Genomic DNA, 17,570 nt, shown 5'->3' on the forward strand with positions numbered 1-17,570 from the left:
ATGCAAGGGAATGTAAAGGTTCATCTCGGATATTTGAGCGCCGCGTTGGCAGATGCCTGCAATCTGATGCCGGAGCTGGATAACGCGTCGCGCGCCCTGACTCTGGACGAAATCACCAACGGTCAGCTATCCAGCCACTGTTGCAAAGCGCTGTATGCGCAACGTCCCAAGCCGAAAACTGCCGAGACTGGGCGCAAGGTGGACGCCGACGAGGGCTGGCCGCTGCGCGTCATCGTGTGTCCACTTCTTTTTGGCCTGCGACCGGAGCACGGGCGTCCGAGCAAGCTCTTGCCTGAATTCATCACTCCGCTGTTCTTTTTCGGGCTGTTGGAGCGTACGGGCAAGCTCAGCATTGATCCGGATAATCTGCTGCCCGTCACGCCACGGGATTTTCTTGAGCCAAGCGCCTCCCAGGTCACGGTCGGTACGGTGCAAGAAGTCGATTTAGTGTATGCCCGGCTGCCTCGCCCCACGGACTGGAACGGCCTCATTCAGAACGCCAGAAGCTTTTGTCTCGACGTCTGCGGGCACGATTGGGAAACCCTCGAAGCGGATCAGTACGAAAGGCTCAGTCACCCACTGATCATGCTCGCTACGTCCACCAAGGGCGCGACGCAGAACATTCAAACCTTGTTGGATCATTTGCGCCACGACAGCGATACCGCGCTGGGCTTGCTCGAAACACTTATCACCCCCGCCGAAGAGAAACCCCTGCTCACCGCTGAGCAGCAACTGGCCGGGTCGATCGAGCATTCAGGGCAAATGGAGTGCCGCTACGGACTTTCCCCGTCGCAGCGTGAATCACTGGTGCACTTTTTTTCATTGCCGGATGCCGTGACAGCCGTAGACGGCCCGCCGGGTACCGGTAAAACGACATTGTTGTTGAGTGTTATTGCTTCTCTGTGGATCAAGCATGCTCGGGCGCAACAGGAGCCACCGCTGATTGTGGCTTCATCGACCAACAATCAAGCCGTTCTCAACATTCTCGAAGCATTTGCCAAGGTGAAGGAACGAGAGGGGCCTCTGGCTGGCCGCTGGATCAAGGATCTTGAAAGTTACGGCCTCTATTTGCCTGCCAAAACTCGGGAAAACGACAAGCAGGGATTCAGGGTTCATGCCTTGAAAGGCATGGGTAAAAAATCCGTGCACGACTTCCAGCTCACAGAAAAACCAGAGGGTTTTGAGCTGGCTCGCGACTATTTTCTTGGATGTGCGCAGAACGCGTTGGGACGATTGCGCGAGCAGACGCTCGAGGCCGCGATGGCGCAGCTGCATGCTCGACTCGAAACCTGCTGTGGTTTTATCGAAAGCGTGACAAACGACCTGATCGTGCTCAACACCCTGTTTGGGGCTGCAACCGTTTCTCAGGAAATGGTTGGCGAGGCGAGATTGGCCCTTCAGGTCTCGATCGACGCGTGCAAGAGCGACCTTGAAAATACCGCCGACAAGCTGCTCGAGATTCAGAAACTGAAACTCGCCTGGAAGCTTCATGTTGGCCAGGAAAACATGTTCCTGACGTTTTTGGTCTGGTGCGGACTGACCTCTCCAAGGACCCGGCGCGACGAAATATTCTTTGCTCAGGTTGCCATTGATCATGGCGAGTCACTGAGTCGCAAGGTCAATCAGGTCAATAGCCGCGAAGCATTTGAGGCACTGATAACAGAGCACGAGACGGCGCTATCGAAAAGCGAGGAACTGCTTCAAAAGCAATTGAGCACGACGCGTAAATCCCTCGCAACGCTGAACGAAATCGTTTCTCGTCTGGAAAAATTCAGTGGTGCCAATGGGCCGCTTGAAACCGCGGCCATTCAAAATGCGCTGGATATGGGGCCGCGTTTCGATGCATTCAAATGGGCCACGCACTACTGGGAGGCGCGTTATCTACTGGAAGTCGAGGAAACCCTCGTACGTTTTTCCAAGGTGGAAGACACCCTGTCACCAGAGCGAATCGAACGCCAGTATCGTCGTCTGGCCAAACTGTTCCCTTGTTCGGTCGTCACGCTTTACTCATTGCCCAACCGGTTCAGCGGCTGGAGTGGCCAGTACCAACCGCTGCTCAATTGCATTGATCTACTGATTGTCGATGAGGCTGGTCAGGTCGCCTCGCAGATTGGAATTCCGGCCTTCGCGCTGGCCAAACGGGCGATGGTGGTCGGTGATGTTGATCAGATTGCGCCGGTGCATGGTTTGCCGCGCTCGATCGATCAGTCGAACGCGCAGCATTTTGGCTTGATGGACAAGGGCTGGGATGCGTTTTGCGAATCAGGCAAGTCTGCATCGAGCGGCAATCTGATGCAGGTCGCCCAGCAGGCTACGCCTTACACCAAACATGCCAAGCGCGGCCGGGGTATGTTTCTCAGTGAGCATCGTCGTTGCTGGCGCGAAATCATCCAGGTCTGTAACGAACTGGTCTACAAGCAATTGTTGAAGCCCTGCCGTGAGGAAGGCCCACGCCGCTTGAGTCCGAGTCTGGGTTATGTACACCTGACGGGTCTTGATCAACGTGTCGGCAAAAGCCGGTGCAATCAGACCGAGGCGCAAGTGATCGCCCATTGGTTGCAAGAGCATCGTGCTGAAATCGAATCTTCGTTCGCCGAAGACAAAAAGCCGTTCAAGGATCTGGTCGCGGTGGTAACGCCTTTCGCGGCACAAACCTCGGCAATTCGTCAGGCGCTGGATCGTAGTCTCGGTGCGGATCACGGCATTACGGTAGGCACTGTCCACAGTCTGCAGGGCGCCGAACGCAGGGTGGTTATCTTTTCACCGACGTATGGCCTGGACACCGAGCCAGGTTCGCCATTTTTCGACAAGGACGCAGGTTCTCTTTTGAACGTGGCGATCTCCCGGGCGCAGGATGCTTTTCTGGTGTTCGGCAACATGAACCTGTTCAATCCCGTTGGAACCAACCCTTCCGCGATATTAGGCAAACACTTGTTCAGGGATGAGCGCAACGAGCTCAAGGGCATTCCCCTGGAATGGTTGGTGCCGGCGTATAACCCCTATTTCACGGAGCAAATCAGCGATCTCGAAGGTCACAGGAAAACACTGCGATCAGCATTCGAGAATGCGCAGAAGCGCCTGATCGTTGTGTCGCCCTATCTGACGAAAGACGCGATTGAACAAGATGGCATCCAGACACTGATCCGAGAGGCTTGCACTCGTGGAGTCAGCGTCGTGGTCATCAGTAGCCTTGAACTATGCCGCGTCGACCCTAAAAAGGTGGCGATATTTAATGAATGTGTGCGGCTGCTCGAAGAGGCCGGAGCAAAATTCAGAAATACTCAGGTGCGCAGCGTACATGCGAAAATGCTCTTGGTGGACGATGCCTGGCTGGCCGTGGGATCGTTCAACTGGCTGTCTTCGGTGCGCCAGCCTTCGAGCGGTTACAGCTATTACGAATCGAGCATCCGTTATGACGGAGAGGCGGCATCAGTGATGATTCAGGACAGCATGAAGGACTTGCGGCTCCTTTTGGGGGGAAAGCCGACTCAGGTTTCGGTATGACAACATCAAGCAATTACGGCAGGTTAAAAAGCGAACCTGCCCGGGTAACGAATGCTACCCTTTCAGCACTTTAGCGCAGTCGAGCCGCGACCCGGTCACGGGTTCAGGGAAGACGACCACACTCACAGCCACGGAAATCGATCAGGTCATTCATGAATAAATCAGCAGGCGTGCTCCTCGGAATTGTTGTTGCCATCGGCGCGATCAGCGCAGGCGGGGCCTGGTACACCGGGACCAAGATCGAGGGCGTACTGAACAACGCCATCGCCAACGCCAATAAAGAGCTGCAAACCGCGATGAACGGCGCTAAAGGCACTGCGTCGGTGGAACTGGTGTCGCTCGATCGCCACACGTTTACCAGTACCGCGCACTATCGCTTCAAGGGCGAAGGCGAGATGTTCGGTGATGCGCCGGTCGAGCTGCTGTTCGTCGACCATATCGAGCACGGTCCGCTGCCATTCTCGCGTCTGGTGTCGCTGAAGTGGCTGCCGGTCATGGCTACCAGCAACTACGAGCTGGAAAAGAGTCCGGCCACGGAAAAATGGTTCGCCGCCGCCAAGGGCGTGGCACCGCTCAAAGGCGTGACCAACATTGGCTACGACGAATCCACCACCAACACCATCGACCTGTTGCCGCTGGAAACTGCGCTGGATGAGCAGTCGAGTTTGAAATTCTCCGGCCTGACCCTGAACATCTCTGGCAGCGCCCAGGCTCAGAAGGTAAAGATTGACGGCTACATGGACAGCCTCAAACTGGTCACCGTGGCTGAAAACCAGGCGCCGTTGCAGCTCGAACTCAACGGCCTGACCCTGGCCAGCAACCTCGCCAAAAGCAGCTACGGCTACTACACCGGCGAAAACACCCTGGAGCTGACCAGCAGCAAAAGTACCTTCGGCACCAAACAGTCGGTGCTCGGCGTGAAGAACTTCGAAATGAAGCACTTCACGGAAGAGAATGGCAGCAATGCGTCCGGTCGTGCGGACTACAAGATTGGCGAAGTCAGTCTCAACGACAAGAAAATCGGCTCGGCGAACATGGCCATGAGCCTGAAGAACCTCGACATTCCGTCGACCCTGTCGCTGATGCAGATCTACCAGACCAAATTGCAGCCTTACGAGAAAGCCGCTGCTGAAGCTGCCGCCGCTGGCCTGCCGGCACCGGAGCTGAACCTGACCGAAGCCGAATCGGCCCAGGTCAAGGCTGACCTGCAGAAACTGCTGGCCGCTGGCCCGCAAGTGGCACTGGAAAATCTGTCGCTGAAGACCGCCAACGGTGAAAGCCGGGCCAATCTGGTGATCGACCTGACCAAACCGCAATCGATGGATCTGCCACCGGACCAACTGGGCAAGCAACTGATCGCGCTGCTGGACCTCAATGTGATTGTATCCAAGCCGATGCTGGTCGATCTGCTCAGCGTACAGGCGCAGCTCGACGGTCAGACTGACGCCAAAGCCATCGTCGATCAGGCCAGCGGTACGGCGGACATGTTCTCCGGCATGGCGGTCGGTTCGCAATTGGCAACCGTGGAGGGCACCAACGTGGTGACCAAGCTGCATTACGCCGCCAATCAGGTCGAATTCAACGGCCAGAAGATGACCGTTGAGCAGTTCGTCGGCTTCCTGATGAACAAGTTCGCAGGCGTCACGCAAGTGCAGTAATTCTGCGTTCTTAATAGCAGCGCCCGGCCTCTGTATCGCACAGACGCCGGGCGTTTTGCTGTCTGGCGTTCGGGTTTTTGACTGAACCGTCAGCACGATTCTGAACAATTATTGTGTTCTGAAGATTGGTCTACGCTTGCATGCAAGACTGCCTGACTAAGCTTGGCCGTTGGATGTGCGTTGGCGGCCACCGTTACGAAAGGGCAAGGAGGGCATTGCGACCCGGCTGGCCATGTAAGGATGCTGACGAATGCCGCGGATTGATGTTCCCGTATTACATCGTGGTTTACGCCCTTTGTTTCGAGTCGCGCTGTGCAGCCAGTTGCTCTGGCCGGCACTGGCGTTTGCCGATACACCCTACGATCAGATGGTGCGTGATGCCCGTGCCGGGCAGTACACGCCCGCGCTGACGGTTTTGCGTCAGGTGCCACCCGGCCAGTCGACCACCGGGCAGATCAGCGATCACCTGCAAATCGCCAGTTGGGCCGGGCTCGACGCTGAAGTAGTGCAGGTCTATGAAACCCAGGGCCGCGACCGCGTGCTGCCGGTTCAGGCGCTGACCGCCACTGCGCGCGCCTACCGCAACCTCAAACGATGGGATCAAGCCACTCAGGTTTATAACAAGGCTTTGGCGCTGGAGCCGGATAACGCCGATCTGCAACTGGGCCTGGCCCTGACTCAGGCGGATGCTGGCAAACCCGACGAAGCGGTGACCCGCGCCAAAGCACTGGTGGCGGCCAAACCTGATGATCCTTCCCGCCGTCTGGCGCTGGGCTACGCGTTGACCCGCGCCGGCAAACAGTACGACGCCCTGTTCGAATACGATCAGGCCTTCAAACGCGCCGGCAACAAAGCGGAAGTCGCCCGTGAGTACGTGGTCGCTCTGCAAAAGGCGCGTCTGCCGGAACCGGCGTTGCGCCTGGCCAACCAGCGTCCGGGCCTGATCGATCCGGTCACGTCGCGCCGCCTCGAAGGCGATCTGGCCGCCGAGCGCGTGCGCCTCGCCGAACTCGCCACCCGCAGTGAAAAAGAACGCTACGTCATCGCCGATCGCGCGCTGGCTGATTACGACAAACTGCTCGCCACCTGGACGCCGGACGCCAGCGCTCAGGATGACGTGACCCGCTGGCGCATCGACCGCATGGGCGCGCTCAAGGCCCGGGCGCGCACCGCTGACGTCATCGCTGAGTATCAGAAGCTGCAAACCGAAGGCGTGAAGATTCCGACCTACGCCCTGCGCTGGGTGGCGGCGTCCTATCTGGATCAGCGTAAACCGGAAATCGCCACCGACCTTTATCGCCAGGTGCTGGCGGCGCCGGACGCCGATGTCGGTGATCGCCTCGAAGACACCACTGCGCTGTACTACGCGTTGCTGGAAAGCGACCGCGCTGATGAGGCACGCAAAGTCGCCGAGGACGCCGCCAAGTCTCAGCGTCCGCGTGTCGAACTCAAAGGGCTGCCCATCGGCAACCCCAACGATGAGTGGATGGACGCCCAGCAACTCGCGGCGCAGGCCGGCACCTACGGTTCCGACCTGCCGCACGGCGAGGAGCGCTTGCAGACTCTGGTCGATCAGGCCCCCGGCAACATTGGTCTGCGTCTGGCTCAGGCTGATCTGTATCTGGCCCGACAATGGCCGCGCCGCGCGGAAATGCAGCTCAAGGAAACCGAGAGCATGGTGCCGCGCGACATGGGCCTGGAAATTGGCCAGGCCCACACCGCCATGGAACTGCAGGAATGGCGGCAAATGGATGCGCTGACCGACGACGTCGTCGCCCGTTATCCGGATAACCGCCAGGTTCAGCGTCTGGCCCGTGAACGCGAAGTGCATGACATGTCCGAGCTGCGCGTCGAAGCCTACGGCGGCAAGGCCAACGGTGGCGGCAGCGGCGATGCCGGAGCCGTCAGCGGCAGCCGCGATTTCGGCATCCAGACCACTCTGTACAGCCCGCCGATCGATGAAGACTGGCGCGTCTTCGCCGGGGCCGGTTATGCCACCGGCGACTTCGCCGAAGGCACCGGTCACCACCGCTTCCAGCGCGTTGGCCTGGAGCGGCGCACCCGCGACATGACCCTCGAAGCGGAAGTGTCCAATCACGATTACGGTTTTGGCGACAAGCAGGGCGCGCGTCTGGCGATCGCTCGCGACATCAACGATCACTGGCAGTACGGCGGCAGCCTCGAATACCTGTCGGCCGAGACGCCGTTGCGTGCACTTAACAGCGACATCAAAGCCAATGGTGGCAGCGGTTTCATCCGCTGGCGCGGCAACGAAAGCCGTGAGTGGCGTCTCTCGGTCAGCCCGTCGCACTTCAGCGACGGCAACAACCGCGTCGAAGCCTTGCTTACCGGCCGCGAGGGCGTTTACAGCGCGCCGAACCTGCAGGTCGATGCCGGTCTGGAAGTCGGCACCAGCCACAACTCCAAGTCCGATGATGTGCCGTACTTCAACCCCAAATCCGACTTCAGCGTGATGCCGCTGGTCAACGTCAATCACGTGCTCTATCACCGCTACGAAACCGCATGGAGCCAACAATTCCAGGCCGGCGCGGGGACGTACAGCCAGCGTGATCACGGCACTGGCGGCATGGCGTTGCTTGGTTACGGCCAGCGTTATGCCTGGAACGACGTGTTCGAGGTGGGCGGTCTGTTCAGTGTGATCAACCGGCCTTACGACGGTGATCGGGAGACCGATCTGCGTCTGCTCGTCGACCTCACTTTCCGCTTCTAGAAGAGTTTGAAGATGCCTTTGATTTCGCGTTTCATCCTTCTGCTGGGAGCGCTGCTGGTCAGCGCCTGCGCCCAGCAAGCACCGGCCTTTGCGCCGCCGTCCGAGCGTCCGCTGGCGGCCAGCGAAAAACCCTGGCCGAAAAATCACGTGCTCGGCATTGCCTATCACGACGTCGAAGACCGTGACCCCGATCAGGCCGTGGTAGCGGTGCGTACTGAACGCATGATCGAGCAGCTCGCCTGGTTGCGCGAGAACGGCTACAAACCGGTGACAGTCGACCAGGTCATGGCTGCGCGCAAGGGTGGCCCGGAGCTGCCGGCGAAAGCGATTCTGCTCAGCTTCGACGACGGTTATTCGAGCTTCTACACCCGTGTGCTGCCGGTACTGCGCGCCTATAACTGGCACGCGTTGCTGGCGCCGGTCGGCAGCTGGATCGATACGCCGCTCAATCAACCGGTGGACTTCGCCGGTGCCCCGCGCGCACGTTCCGATTTCCTGACCTGGGATCAGGTGCGCGAGATCTCGCAATCCGGTCTGGTGGAAATCGCCGCGCACACCGACGCCAACCACAAAGGTATTCTGGCCAACCCGCAGGGCAACCTGCAGCCTGCTGCCGCGACCCGGCGTTACGATCCGGTGACTAAACGCTACGAGTCCGAGGCCGATTTCCAGGCGCGGATTCGTGTCGATGTAAACAATATCTCGGAGAAAATCGGCAAGGTCACCGGCAAGAAACCACGCGTCTGGGTCTGGCCATACGGCGCCGCGGACGGCAATTCGCTGACCGTGGTCGGTGAGCAGGGCTATGAAATGGCCCTGACCCTGGACGACGGTCTCGACGCCCTCGACAACCTGATGAGCAGCCCACGTTTCCTCGTCGCCTCTGACCCTGATGGTCAGCATTTCGCCAACAGCATCGTCGGCGTGCAGTCGGATTTCGCCATGCGCGTGGTGCATGTCGATCTGGACAACGTCTACGACCCGGACCCGGCGCAACAGGACATCAACCTCGGCAAACTGGTGCAGCGCATGGCGGACATGGGCGCCAACACGGTATTCCTGCAGGCCTTCGCTGATCCGAAAGGTGATGGTCTGGTGCACTCGCTGTACTTTCCCAACCGTCACCTGCCGGTGCGCGCCGATATCTTCGACCGGGTTGCCTGGCAACTGCGCACCCGTGCCCATGTGAAGGTGTTTGCGTGGATGCCGGTGCTGAGTTTCGGCCTCGATTCGAAACTGCCACGGGTGACTCGCTGGGACCCGAATACCGGTATCACCGCAGTGGACCCGAATCAGTATCAGCGCCTGTCGCCGTTCGATCCCGAGGTGCGGCGGATCATCGGTGAAATCTACGAGGACGTGGCGCGCCTGACCTCGGTCGACGGCATCCTCTATCACGACGATGCGCTGCTTTCGGATTTCGAAGACGCCAGCCCTGAAGCCTTGAAAGCCTACGTCGCGCAAGGTTTGCCGGGTTCGATTGCCGCGCTGCGCGATGATCCGGCAGCGATGCAGCGCTGGACGCGCTTCAAGAGCAAATACCTCATCGGTTTCACCAACGAGCTGACCGCTAAAGTCCGCGCCATCCGTGGCCCGCAGGTGCAGACCGCACGCAATATTTTCGCCGAGCCGATGCTCAATCCACACAGCGAAGAGTGGTACGCACAGAACCTCGATGACTTCCTCGCGACCTACGACTGGACGGCGCCGATGGCCATGCCGCTGATGGAAAAACAGACCCAGGCAGAGTCTGGCCCTTGGCTGGAAGCGTTGGTGGCCACGGTCAAGAAACGCCCCGGCGCGCTGGATCGTACGGTGTTCGAATTGCAGGCGCGGGACTGGACCAAGAAGGATCAGGCCGACATCGATGGCGCGCATCTGGCGGACTGGATGAGCCGCCTCAAGCGCCAGGGCGCGACCAGTTTCGGCTACTACCCGGACAACTTCCTCGACAACCTGCCAGACCTGAAAACCGTAAGGCCTGCACTCTCCAACAAATGGAATCCATAACATGCTGGATAGACTGTTAGCCCTGCTTGTTCTGGCGCTCGTCCTCGGCGTGCCGCTGGGCCTGATCTTCCTGGTCACCGGGCAGTTCCTGATGGACTTCGTGTTCTTCTACCCGCTGTTCATGTCCGGGTTGTGGATTGCCGGCGGGCTGTATTTCTGGCTGCACTGGGAGCGCCACTGGCCGTGGAAAGACGACACGCTACCGCCGCCATTGGAAGGCGAACCGCTGATCTCGATTCTGATCCCTTGCTACAACGAAGGTGACAACGCCGCCGACACCATCCACGCGGCGCTGGCCCAGCATTACCCGAACATCGAAGTCATCGCGATCAACGACGGCTCCAAGGACAACACCGCCGAAGTGCTCGATGCGCTGGCCAAGGAAGACCCGCGTCTGCGCGTGCTGCATCTGGCGGAAAACCAGGGCAAAGCTGTGGCCCTGCGTATGGGGGCGATCGCTGCGCGCAGTGAGTATCTGGTGTGCATCGACGGTGACGCGCTGCTGGCGCCGAACACGGCAGCGTATCTGGTCGCACCGATGCTGGATAACGCACGCCTCGGCGCGGTGACCGGCAACCCACGGATTCGCACACGCTCGACGCTGGTCGGGCGGGTGCAGGTCGGCGAGTTCTCCTCGATCATCGGGCTCATTAAGCGTACGCAACGGGTGTTCGGGCGGATTTTCACCGTCTCCGGTGTGATTGTTGCGTTCCGCCGTAGCGCGCTGAACCGGGTTGGTTACTGGAGCCCGGACATGATCACCGAAGACATCGATATCAGCTGGAAGCTGCAACTCGATCACTGGAGCATCTTCTACGAGCCGCGTGCGTTGTGCTGGATCCTCATGCCGGAAACCCTCGGTGGTTTGTGGAAGCAGCGTTTGCGCTGGGCTCAGGGCGGCGCCGAAGTGCTGTTCAAAAACATCCGTGGCATCTGGCAGTACCGCCACCGTTATCTGTGGCCGCTGCTGTTCGAATACTGCCTGTCGACCGGTTGGGCGTTCACCTTCCTGCTATCGGTGATTTTCTGGGGTGTGGGCAAGTTCGTGGTCATGCCCGAGGCCGTCGCGGTGGATCACCTGATGCCGCCGGCGTTCACCGGGTTGCTGCTGGCATTTGTCTGCCTGGTGCAGTTCGCGGTCAGCATCATCATCGACCGCCGCTACGAGCCGGGGTTGGGCAAAACCATGTTCTGGGTGGTCTGGTACCCGATCGCGTTCTGGTTTGTCAGTTTGCTGACCACACTGGTCAGCTTCCCGAAAGTCTTGTTCGGCCAACATCAAAAACGTGCGCGGTGGGTCAGCCCTGACCGCGGCATCAAACCGATCGGCGACGACGAAGAGGAGGTCATCAAATGAAAATCATCCGGACTCGCCAGCGGCCGTTCCTGGTCGTGGTCGATGTGATTCTTACCGTGGTCGCGTGGGTGGGGCTGCTGTTCTTGCTGATACGCGGACTCTGGCCGTTGATTGAAACTCACGCCGGAGGGCCACGCATCGACAACTCTGCGTTCGAGGCTCTGGGTACTTTGCAGATTTATTTGTGGGTGGCGTTGGTCAACGCGGTGATTCTGATCGGTTGGGCGCGTTATCAGCAGCGCAAAAGCCGCAGCTTCGCCCAGCGTCGCCTGCCATCGCCGGTGATCGACGATGCGGGGCTGAGCAAGAGTTTCAAGCTTTGCGATGACCGCTTTCAGAAGCTGCGCACGCCCGGGGTGATGACCATTCACAACGATCAGGAAGGCGATATCAGCCATGTGGTGACGCATTTCTGGCCGGTCCAGCCGCAGGAGCTGCCACCGCCGCTGGCACCGCTGGAGCACCCGCGGGTGATCTTTCTGCATGCCGAGGATGACGATAATCGCGAACCCCTTCCCCGTTAATTGATCGTTCCCACGCTCTGCGTGGGAATGCCTCTTGGGACGCTCCGCGTCCAGTGACGCGGAGCGTCACGGGCTGCATTCCCACACAGGAGCGTGGGAACGATCAAGCGTAATCACGGATCAGTGTCCAGGCCTCTTCCATTGCCAGCGGTTGCTTCATTCGTTCGGCCAACAGCGCCATGGCGCGTTCTTTTTCGCAGGCAACGGCAGCCACCAGTACACCGTTTCTGCCGAACAGACCGATGAAGGGCGGATTTTCCGGTTCGCCAAGAAACTCCACCTCATCCCAGTGCTCGGCGTGGCCGAGGTAGTCGTAATTCTTGCCAAAATGCCAGGTCCAGAAGAACGGCACGTCGAGGTAATGTTCGTCGCCACCGAGCATGTTGGCAGCGGCGATGCGTGCGTGTTGCTGAGCCAGGCGCCAGTGTTCGATGCGTTGCGGCTGGCCGTGCAGCGGGAAAGTAGCGATGTCGCCGATCGCCCACAGTCCTTCGGTAACGCGCATGCCGTCATCGACGCGAAATGACTGATCTTTTTCTTTCGGCAGTGACGCGAACGCCTCGGTGGCCGGATGTACGCCGATCCCTGCCAGCACCAGATCGGCAGAAAGCCGCAGGCCATTGTCCAGCAGCACGGCTTCGACTTTGCCGTCGCCGATGATCTCTGTCGCTTCGTGCTCGGTGATGAATTTCACTCCGTGCTGTTCGTGCAGCGTGCGGATCGCCTTGCCCACGGCCTCGCCGAATTGTGCGGCGAAAGGTATGGCGTGGCGCGCGAGTACTGTGACGTCGAGGCCGTGCTGGCGCAGGGCCGAGGCGCACTCGAGGGCGATGAAGCTGTCGCCGATGATGACGGCACGTTGCTCCGGTCTGGCCGCATTCATTATTTGTTCTGCCTGGGCTTTTGCGCGCAGCACGAATACCTGCGGCAAGTCGGCGCCGGGCAGTTCTAGCGGGTTGGGCTCGCCGCCGGTGGCGAGCACCGCCGCGTCATAGCGCAGTGTCTGGCCATCGCTAAGGTGAAGGATTTTGTTCGGTGCGTCGATTGAGCTGATTTCGCCTCGTTGGCGTTCAATGCGCTGTTCTTTATAGAAGTCATCTTCACGCAGCGACGGTATTTCTTGTGGGGGCATTTCCCCGACGAGAACAAATTTGCTCAGCACAGTGCGGTCGTAACCCGCTTCCGGCTCACGATCGATCATCACAATCCGGCCACCGAAGCCCTTTTCCCGCAACGCCGCCGCGCATGCCGTACCTGCCGCTCCGGCACCGACGATCACGAATGTGCGCGAATCATCGGCCGGAGGCGTATGCGCATCTGTCAGTGGTTGATCATCAACCCAAACCTCGTCGCCGCGCAGCTCCAGCGGGTAGCGCTTGAGACTGTCGAGCGCCGGAGGCTCGCACAACGCACCATCCTCAGCGCGATACGCAGCCTTGTGCCACGGGCAGATCAGGCGACCGTGACACAACGCACCGTCAGCCAACGGCGCGCCGGCATGTGGGCATTCGCCCTGAAAGGCACGTAGCTGCTCACCGATGCGCAACAGCACAATCTTGCAGTCACCGATTTCAACCTGCAGGCCACGGTCTTCAGGGACATCGGCGAAACGGGCGACGCGGTGCAGGGACATGATCGACTTCCTCGCAAGCATTTCTCTTGTGAGTTTGCGTCGTAGTGCGAGGTTCAGCCATTTGCTACTGCCACGGCACGAACGGTACAGCTATAGTTTGCAGGCCGACGACGGCCCCACTGCACAAGGTGCTCCCGGAATGACCCGATTGACCTCTCTCAACCCCTGGCTGGCGGCCCTCGCCGTCACCCTTTGCGTGCAGTTTCCGGCGCAGGCCCAGGAGCGTTTCACCCTGAGCATCCCGGGTGTCTCCGATAACCGTCTGTTCACCTCCGCCGCGGCCAGTGATGCACCCGGTTGCGGTGGCAAGAACCAGTCGCCGGCGCTGAGCTGGAACGCGGGGCCTGCCGGCACCCAGAGCTACGCGATTGTCATGCACGATCCGGACGGCCAGAAAGGCCTGGGCGTCGATCACTGGATTCACTACGGCATCAAATCCACTACGCGGCAGATCGCGGCGGGCGTCGGCGCCAAATCCGCGTTCGAAGGTGTCGGCGGCACCAATAGCAAGGGCAACACCCATTACATGGGGCCGTGCCCGCCAGTGGGCGACAGTGCGCACCACTACATCATTCAGATCTACGCACTGGATCTGGCGCCGGATGCCTTGCCGGCCGGTTTGACCCGCGCCGAACTGATGGAAAAAATCAAAGGCCATGTCCTGCGTAACAGCAGTGCGGTGCGGCGTTATCACCGCTGAAATTTTTTAGCGACGTTTAACCCGAACTGAAAGGGCTGCCCGTCTCAGTGGATGAATGATCAATTTCATCCCGAGGTCAGCCCCCATGTCTCTTGCTCTTTTGCGTCCTGTTGCGGTTGCTGTGCTGCTGGCGCTCGCCGGTTGCGGTGCTTCGTCCACGCCCGATTCCGCTGCTGTGCCAGCGCCGACGCAGCCTGAGGTGCTGGTTCAGCAGGAAGCCGTGATGGCTGACACCTCAATGGCCAAACGCGCGCTGTACAAGATGCCCAACGCGGGCAGCGCGCCGATGCCGTTGAGGGAAAGTTATCCACAGGGCTATCGCGACGAGCAGCGCGAACACTATCAGACGTTGGCCGATAACCCGATCCACAGCGTCGCCGAGACGCCGGTTTCTACTTTCAGTGCCGACGTCGACACGGGCGCTTATGCCAACGTCCGCCGCTTGCTCAATCAAGGCCGACTGCCACCGGAAGGCGCGGTGCGGCTGGAGGAAATGGTCAATTATTTCCCCTACGACTACGCGCTGCCCAGCGATGGCTCGCCGTTCGGCGTGACCACAGAATTGGCTGCGTCACCGTGGAACCCGCACACCCGCCTGCTGCGCATCGGCATCAAGGCCTCCGACCGTGCCGTTGCGGAGTTGGCGCCGGCCAATCTGGTATTTCTGGTCGACGTGTCCGGCTCGATGGATCGCCGCGAAGGCCTGCCGATGGTCAAAAGCACGCTGAAACTGCTGGTCGATCAATTGCGCGATCAGGATCGCGTGTCACTGGTGGTGTATGCCGGCGAATCCAGAGTGGTGCTTGAGCCAACTTCCGGACGCGAAAAAGCGAAAATTCGTACAGCCATTGAGCAATTGACTGCCGGCGGTTCGACCGCTGGTGCCTCCGGTATCGAGCTGGCTTACCAAATGGCGCAACAGGCCTTCATTTCCAAAGGCATCAACCGCATCCTCTTGGCGACCGATGGTGACTTCAACGTCGGCGTCAGCGACTTCGACAGCCTCAAGCAAATGGCTGTGGATAAACGCAAAAGCGGCATCTCGCTGACCACCCTGGGTTTCGGTGTGGATAACTACAATGAACACTTGATGGAACAACTGGCCGACGCTGGCGACGGTAACTACGCCTACATCGACACTCTGCGTGAGGCGCGCAAAGTGTTGGTGGATCAGTTGAGTTCGACCCTCGCCGTGGTGGCGCAAAACGTCAAACTGCAGGTGGAATTCAACCCGGCACAAGTCAGTGAATATCGCCTGCTTGGTTACGAAAACCGTGCTTTGCAGCGTGAGGATTTCAGCAATGACAAAGTCGATGCCGGTGAAATCGGCGCAGGACACACGGTGACCGCGTTGTATGAAATTGTTCCGGCGGGCGAGAAGGGCTGGCTGGAACCGCTGCGCTACGGCAAATCTGACGTCGCTGTTTCGACAAAGAGCGGAGAATTGGCAATGCTGCGTGTGCGTTATCAACGTCCCGAAGGTGGGAAAAGTCTGCTGATCGAACGGCCGATTACCAATCAGGTTGCACCGGCCAGCGAAGACTTGCGCTTTGCCGCTGCCGTTGCAGCGTTCTCCCAGCAGCTCAAGGACGGTCGTTATACCGGCGACTTCAGCCTGAAAGACACAGAAGCACTGGCCCGTGGCGCTCGTGGCGATGATCGCTTCGGCTTGCGCAACGAGTTCGTGCAACTGGTTGAGCTGACGCAGAGCTTGCGCACTTCAACGGCAGCGAATGCACAGCCCACTGAACAACGGATTGAATAAGTGAGTCGTCTGAAAGGCTTTATCAGCCAGCTGTTTGCCTCGGCAGACAGCTCAACCGCCAGCAGCGACGAATCGCTGCTGGCGCGTTATCGCGAGGGCGACGGCGCGGCGTTCGAGGTCTTGTACGCCCGCCATCGCCAAGGCTTGTACCGATTTTTACTGGGATTGAGCGGCAAACCGGAACTGGCCGACGAAGTGTTTCAGGAGACTTGGCTGAGCCTGATCCGCAGCACCAGTCAGCCACAAGGGCGGGCGACTTTTCGCACGTGGCTGTTCCAGATTGCCCGCAATCGCCTGATCGACCACTGGCGCAAACACGGCGCCCGGCAACCGCTGCACGACAGCTACGACGAGCACAATCACGCGGTCAGCGATGAGGCGAATGATCCTGAACAACTGCTCACTCTCAGCCGTGACAGCCAGCGTCTGGAAAGTGCCCTGCAAACCCTGCCCGCGGACCAGCGCGAAGTGTTCCTGCTGCGGGCCCACGGCGACCTCGACCTGGCACAAATCGCCAGCCTTACCGAAACGCCGCTGGAAACCGTCAAAAGCCGCTTGCGCTACGCCCAGCAAAAACTGCGTCGGCTGCTGGCCGAGGAGGTACTGACATGACTGACGCCCGCCAGACACCTGAAGATCCGCTGATCAAGCATGTGCGCGAACAGCACAACGCTGAGCCGCCAGCGCATCTCGATGCGTTCATCCTCAACGCTGCGCAGCGTCAAATCCCTGCGCCGAAACCAAGCCTGTGGCAACGCTGGGCGGATTTATGTCGCAAACCACGCTGGCAAGTTGCGTTCGCCAGTCTCGTCGGCGTGGCTTTGATGCTGTCGCTGGTACAGCGCGCCCCTGAACCGCTGCGCCAGTACGACTACGCCCCAGCCCCCGAACTTGCCGTACCCATGACCGAAACGGACTCAGCGCAACTGCACCGACTATCCGCCCCGGCTGGCGCCATGCCTGCACCAGTGCCGATGATGGAAATGGCCGCGCCGATGCAAGATCAAACTATCAGCGCCGGTGAAGCCAAACTCAGCAAGCGTGCCGCCACCCCGGCCAACGGCCTCGACGCACAACTGCGCGAACTCTTGCGCCTGCGCGAATCTGGCCAGTCGCAAGCCGCTGACAGCCTGTTCAACAACCTGCGCAAACGCTACCCGAACGCCGATCTCGACGCTCGACTCCAACAGATGCAGAAAAAATGACCGCCTGATCCCCCAGCCATTTGGCATTGCCCTGCAAAAACGCGCACTATCGGGGCATTGCCAATACGCTGGAGGACAACGTGGCAGCAAAAATTGACCGCATCGCCCAACTGCTCAACTGCCCGGAGAAGGGCGAAGAGATGCGGCGAGCGATTACTGAAGCGCGTAAGGAATTTCTGCTGAACCAGCCGGAAGAAGATGTCGTTGATGAAGACGATGTTTTTGAGGAGGAGGTTGGGGAGGAAGAGGGCGACGATGATTACGACGAATTCGATTGGACGACGGAGTAACGTCGTTTCAGTCTCTTTGCATTGCCTACAAAAAAGCCCCGGACCATCACAGTCCGGGGCTTTCTCGTTTAAATCAATGGTGCACCAGGCGGGATTCGAACCCACGACCCCTGCCTTCGGAGGGCAGTACTCTATCCAGCTGAGCTACTGGTGCAGCGGGCGACATCATACCTAGGTCGACTCGGGGCGTCCA

At 59.6% G+C, this 17,570-nt stretch carries 12 protein-coding genes and 1 tRNA gene; 11 read left to right on the forward strand and 2 right to left on the reverse strand.

All coding sequences use genetic code 11. The features are described from left to right. The 6 genes from ACRRSD_RS16210 (at position 1) to pgaD (ending at position 11,784) form a co-directional block, all read left to right on the forward strand. Positions 1 to 3,504: an AAA domain-containing protein gene (locus ACRRSD_RS16210; protein ID WP_435034275.1), complete on the forward strand. Its 3,504-nt coding sequence runs from the start codon at positions 1 to 3 to the stop codon at positions 3,502 to 3,504. A gap of 152 nt (positions 3,505 to 3,656) precedes the next feature. Then, positions 3,657 to 5,162, forward strand: a complete 1,506-nt coding sequence (locus ACRRSD_RS16215; protein ID WP_435034276.1) for a YdgA family protein — start codon at positions 3,657 to 3,659, stop codon at positions 5,160 to 5,162. 250 nt (positions 5,163 to 5,412) lie between these two features. After that, complete coding sequence (gene pgaA / locus ACRRSD_RS16220; RefSeq protein ID WP_435034277.1) at positions 5,413 to 7,893, forward strand: poly-beta-1,6 N-acetyl-D-glucosamine export porin PgaA; 2,481 nt, start codon at positions 5,413 to 5,415, stop codon at positions 7,891 to 7,893. A gap of 12 nt (positions 7,894 to 7,905) precedes the next feature. After that, positions 7,906 to 9,903 carry a poly-beta-1,6-N-acetyl-D-glucosamine N-deacetylase PgaB gene (gene pgaB / locus ACRRSD_RS16225; RefSeq protein WP_435034278.1) on the forward strand — a complete coding sequence of 666 codons (1,998 nt, stop codon included), beginning with the start codon at positions 7,906 to 7,908 and terminating at the stop codon, positions 9,901 to 9,903. Position 9,904: 1 nt separating this feature from the next. Next, positions 9,905 to 11,260 (forward strand): poly-beta-1,6-N-acetyl-D-glucosamine synthase, encoded by a 1,356-nt coding sequence (gene pgaC / locus ACRRSD_RS16230; protein WP_435034279.1) that lies wholly within the window; start codon positions 9,905 to 9,907, stop codon positions 11,258 to 11,260. Beyond that, entirely contained in the window at positions 11,257 to 11,784 is a 528-nt protein-coding gene (gene pgaD / locus ACRRSD_RS16235) for a poly-beta-1,6-N-acetyl-D-glucosamine biosynthesis protein PgaD (RefSeq protein ID WP_435034280.1), read from the forward strand. Before pgaC ends, pgaD begins: the two co-directional genes overlap by 4 nt. A gap of 103 nt (positions 11,785 to 11,887) precedes the next feature. Here pgaD and ACRRSD_RS16240 read toward each other — a convergent pair whose 3' ends face one another. Then, positions 11,888 to 13,417, reverse strand: coding sequence for an FAD-dependent oxidoreductase (locus ACRRSD_RS16240; protein ID WP_435034281.1), 1,530 nt, complete (start codon positions 13,415 to 13,417; stop codon positions 11,888 to 11,890). 139 nt (positions 13,418 to 13,556) lie between these two features. Between ACRRSD_RS16240 and ACRRSD_RS16245 the strand changes: the two genes are divergently transcribed. The 5 genes from ACRRSD_RS16245 to ACRRSD_RS16265 all read left to right on the forward strand — a co-directional run bounded on the left by ACRRSD_RS16245 (position 13,557) and on the right by ACRRSD_RS16265 (position 17,377). After that, positions 13,557 to 14,117, forward strand: a complete 561-nt coding sequence (locus ACRRSD_RS16245; RefSeq protein ID WP_095047045.1) for a YbhB/YbcL family Raf kinase inhibitor-like protein — start codon at positions 13,557 to 13,559, stop codon at positions 14,115 to 14,117. A gap of 85 nt (positions 14,118 to 14,202) precedes the next feature. Next, positions 14,203 to 15,882: a vWA domain-containing protein gene (locus tag ACRRSD_RS16250; RefSeq protein ID WP_435034282.1), complete on the forward strand. Its 1,680-nt coding sequence runs from the start codon at positions 14,203 to 14,205 to the stop codon at positions 15,880 to 15,882. 30 nt (positions 15,883 to 15,912) lie between these two features. Continuing rightward, a complete protein-coding gene (locus ACRRSD_RS16255) occupies positions 15,913 to 16,494 on the forward strand; it encodes an RNA polymerase sigma factor (RefSeq protein ID WP_435038510.1) in 582 nt (193 codons plus the stop codon). Beyond that, positions 16,491 to 17,087, forward strand: coding sequence for a hypothetical protein (locus ACRRSD_RS16260; RefSeq protein ID WP_435034283.1), 597 nt, complete (start codon positions 16,491 to 16,493; stop codon positions 17,085 to 17,087). Before ACRRSD_RS16255 ends, ACRRSD_RS16260 begins: the two co-directional genes overlap by 4 nt. Positions 17,088 to 17,107: 20 nt before the next feature. Then, positions 17,108 to 17,377, forward strand: a complete 270-nt coding sequence (locus ACRRSD_RS16265) for a hypothetical protein (RefSeq protein ID WP_435034284.1) — start codon at positions 17,108 to 17,110, stop codon at positions 17,375 to 17,377. A 77-nt stretch (positions 17,378 to 17,454) separates the two neighbouring features. On the opposite strand, the gene ACRRSD_RS16270 is transcribed toward ACRRSD_RS16265, so the two are convergent. Further along, positions 17,455 to 17,531: transfer RNA gene (locus tag ACRRSD_RS16270), tRNA-Arg, on the reverse strand. Between the last annotated feature and the right edge of the window lie 39 nt (positions 17,532 to 17,570).

This window comes from Pseudomonas neuropathica, from assembly GCF_051174785.1.
GTDB lineage: Bacteria > Pseudomonadota > Gammaproteobacteria > Pseudomonadales > Pseudomonadaceae > Aquipseudomonas > Aquipseudomonas neuropathica_A.

Coding starts and splice junctions, on each gene's coding strand:
- ACRRSD_RS16210 (WP_435034275.1), top strand. CDS start 1: ATGCAAGGGAATGTAAAGGTTCATCTCGGATATTTGAGCGCCGCGTTG.
- ACRRSD_RS16215 (WP_435034276.1), top strand. CDS start 3,657: ATGAATAAATCAGCAGGCGTGCTCCTCGGAATTGTTGTTGCCATCGGC.
- pgaA (WP_435034277.1), top strand. CDS start 5,413: ATGCCGCGGATTGATGTTCCCGTATTACATCGTGGTTTACGCCCTTTG.
- pgaB (WP_435034278.1), top strand. CDS start 7,906: ATGCCTTTGATTTCGCGTTTCATCCTTCTGCTGGGAGCGCTGCTGGTC.
- pgaC (WP_435034279.1), top strand. CDS start 9,905: ATGCTGGATAGACTGTTAGCCCTGCTTGTTCTGGCGCTCGTCCTCGGC.
- pgaD (WP_435034280.1), top strand. CDS start 11,257: ATGAAAATCATCCGGACTCGCCAGCGGCCGTTCCTGGTCGTGGTCGAT.
- ACRRSD_RS16240 (WP_435034281.1), bottom strand. CDS start 13,417: ATGTCCCTGCACCGCGTCGCCCGTTTCGCCGATGTCCCTGAAGACCGT.
- ACRRSD_RS16245 (WP_095047045.1), top strand. CDS start 13,557: ATGACCCGATTGACCTCTCTCAACCCCTGGCTGGCGGCCCTCGCCGTC.
- ACRRSD_RS16250 (WP_435034282.1), top strand. CDS start 14,203: ATGTCTCTTGCTCTTTTGCGTCCTGTTGCGGTTGCTGTGCTGCTGGCG.
- ACRRSD_RS16260 (WP_435034283.1), top strand. CDS start 16,491: ATGACTGACGCCCGCCAGACACCTGAAGATCCGCTGATCAAGCATGTG.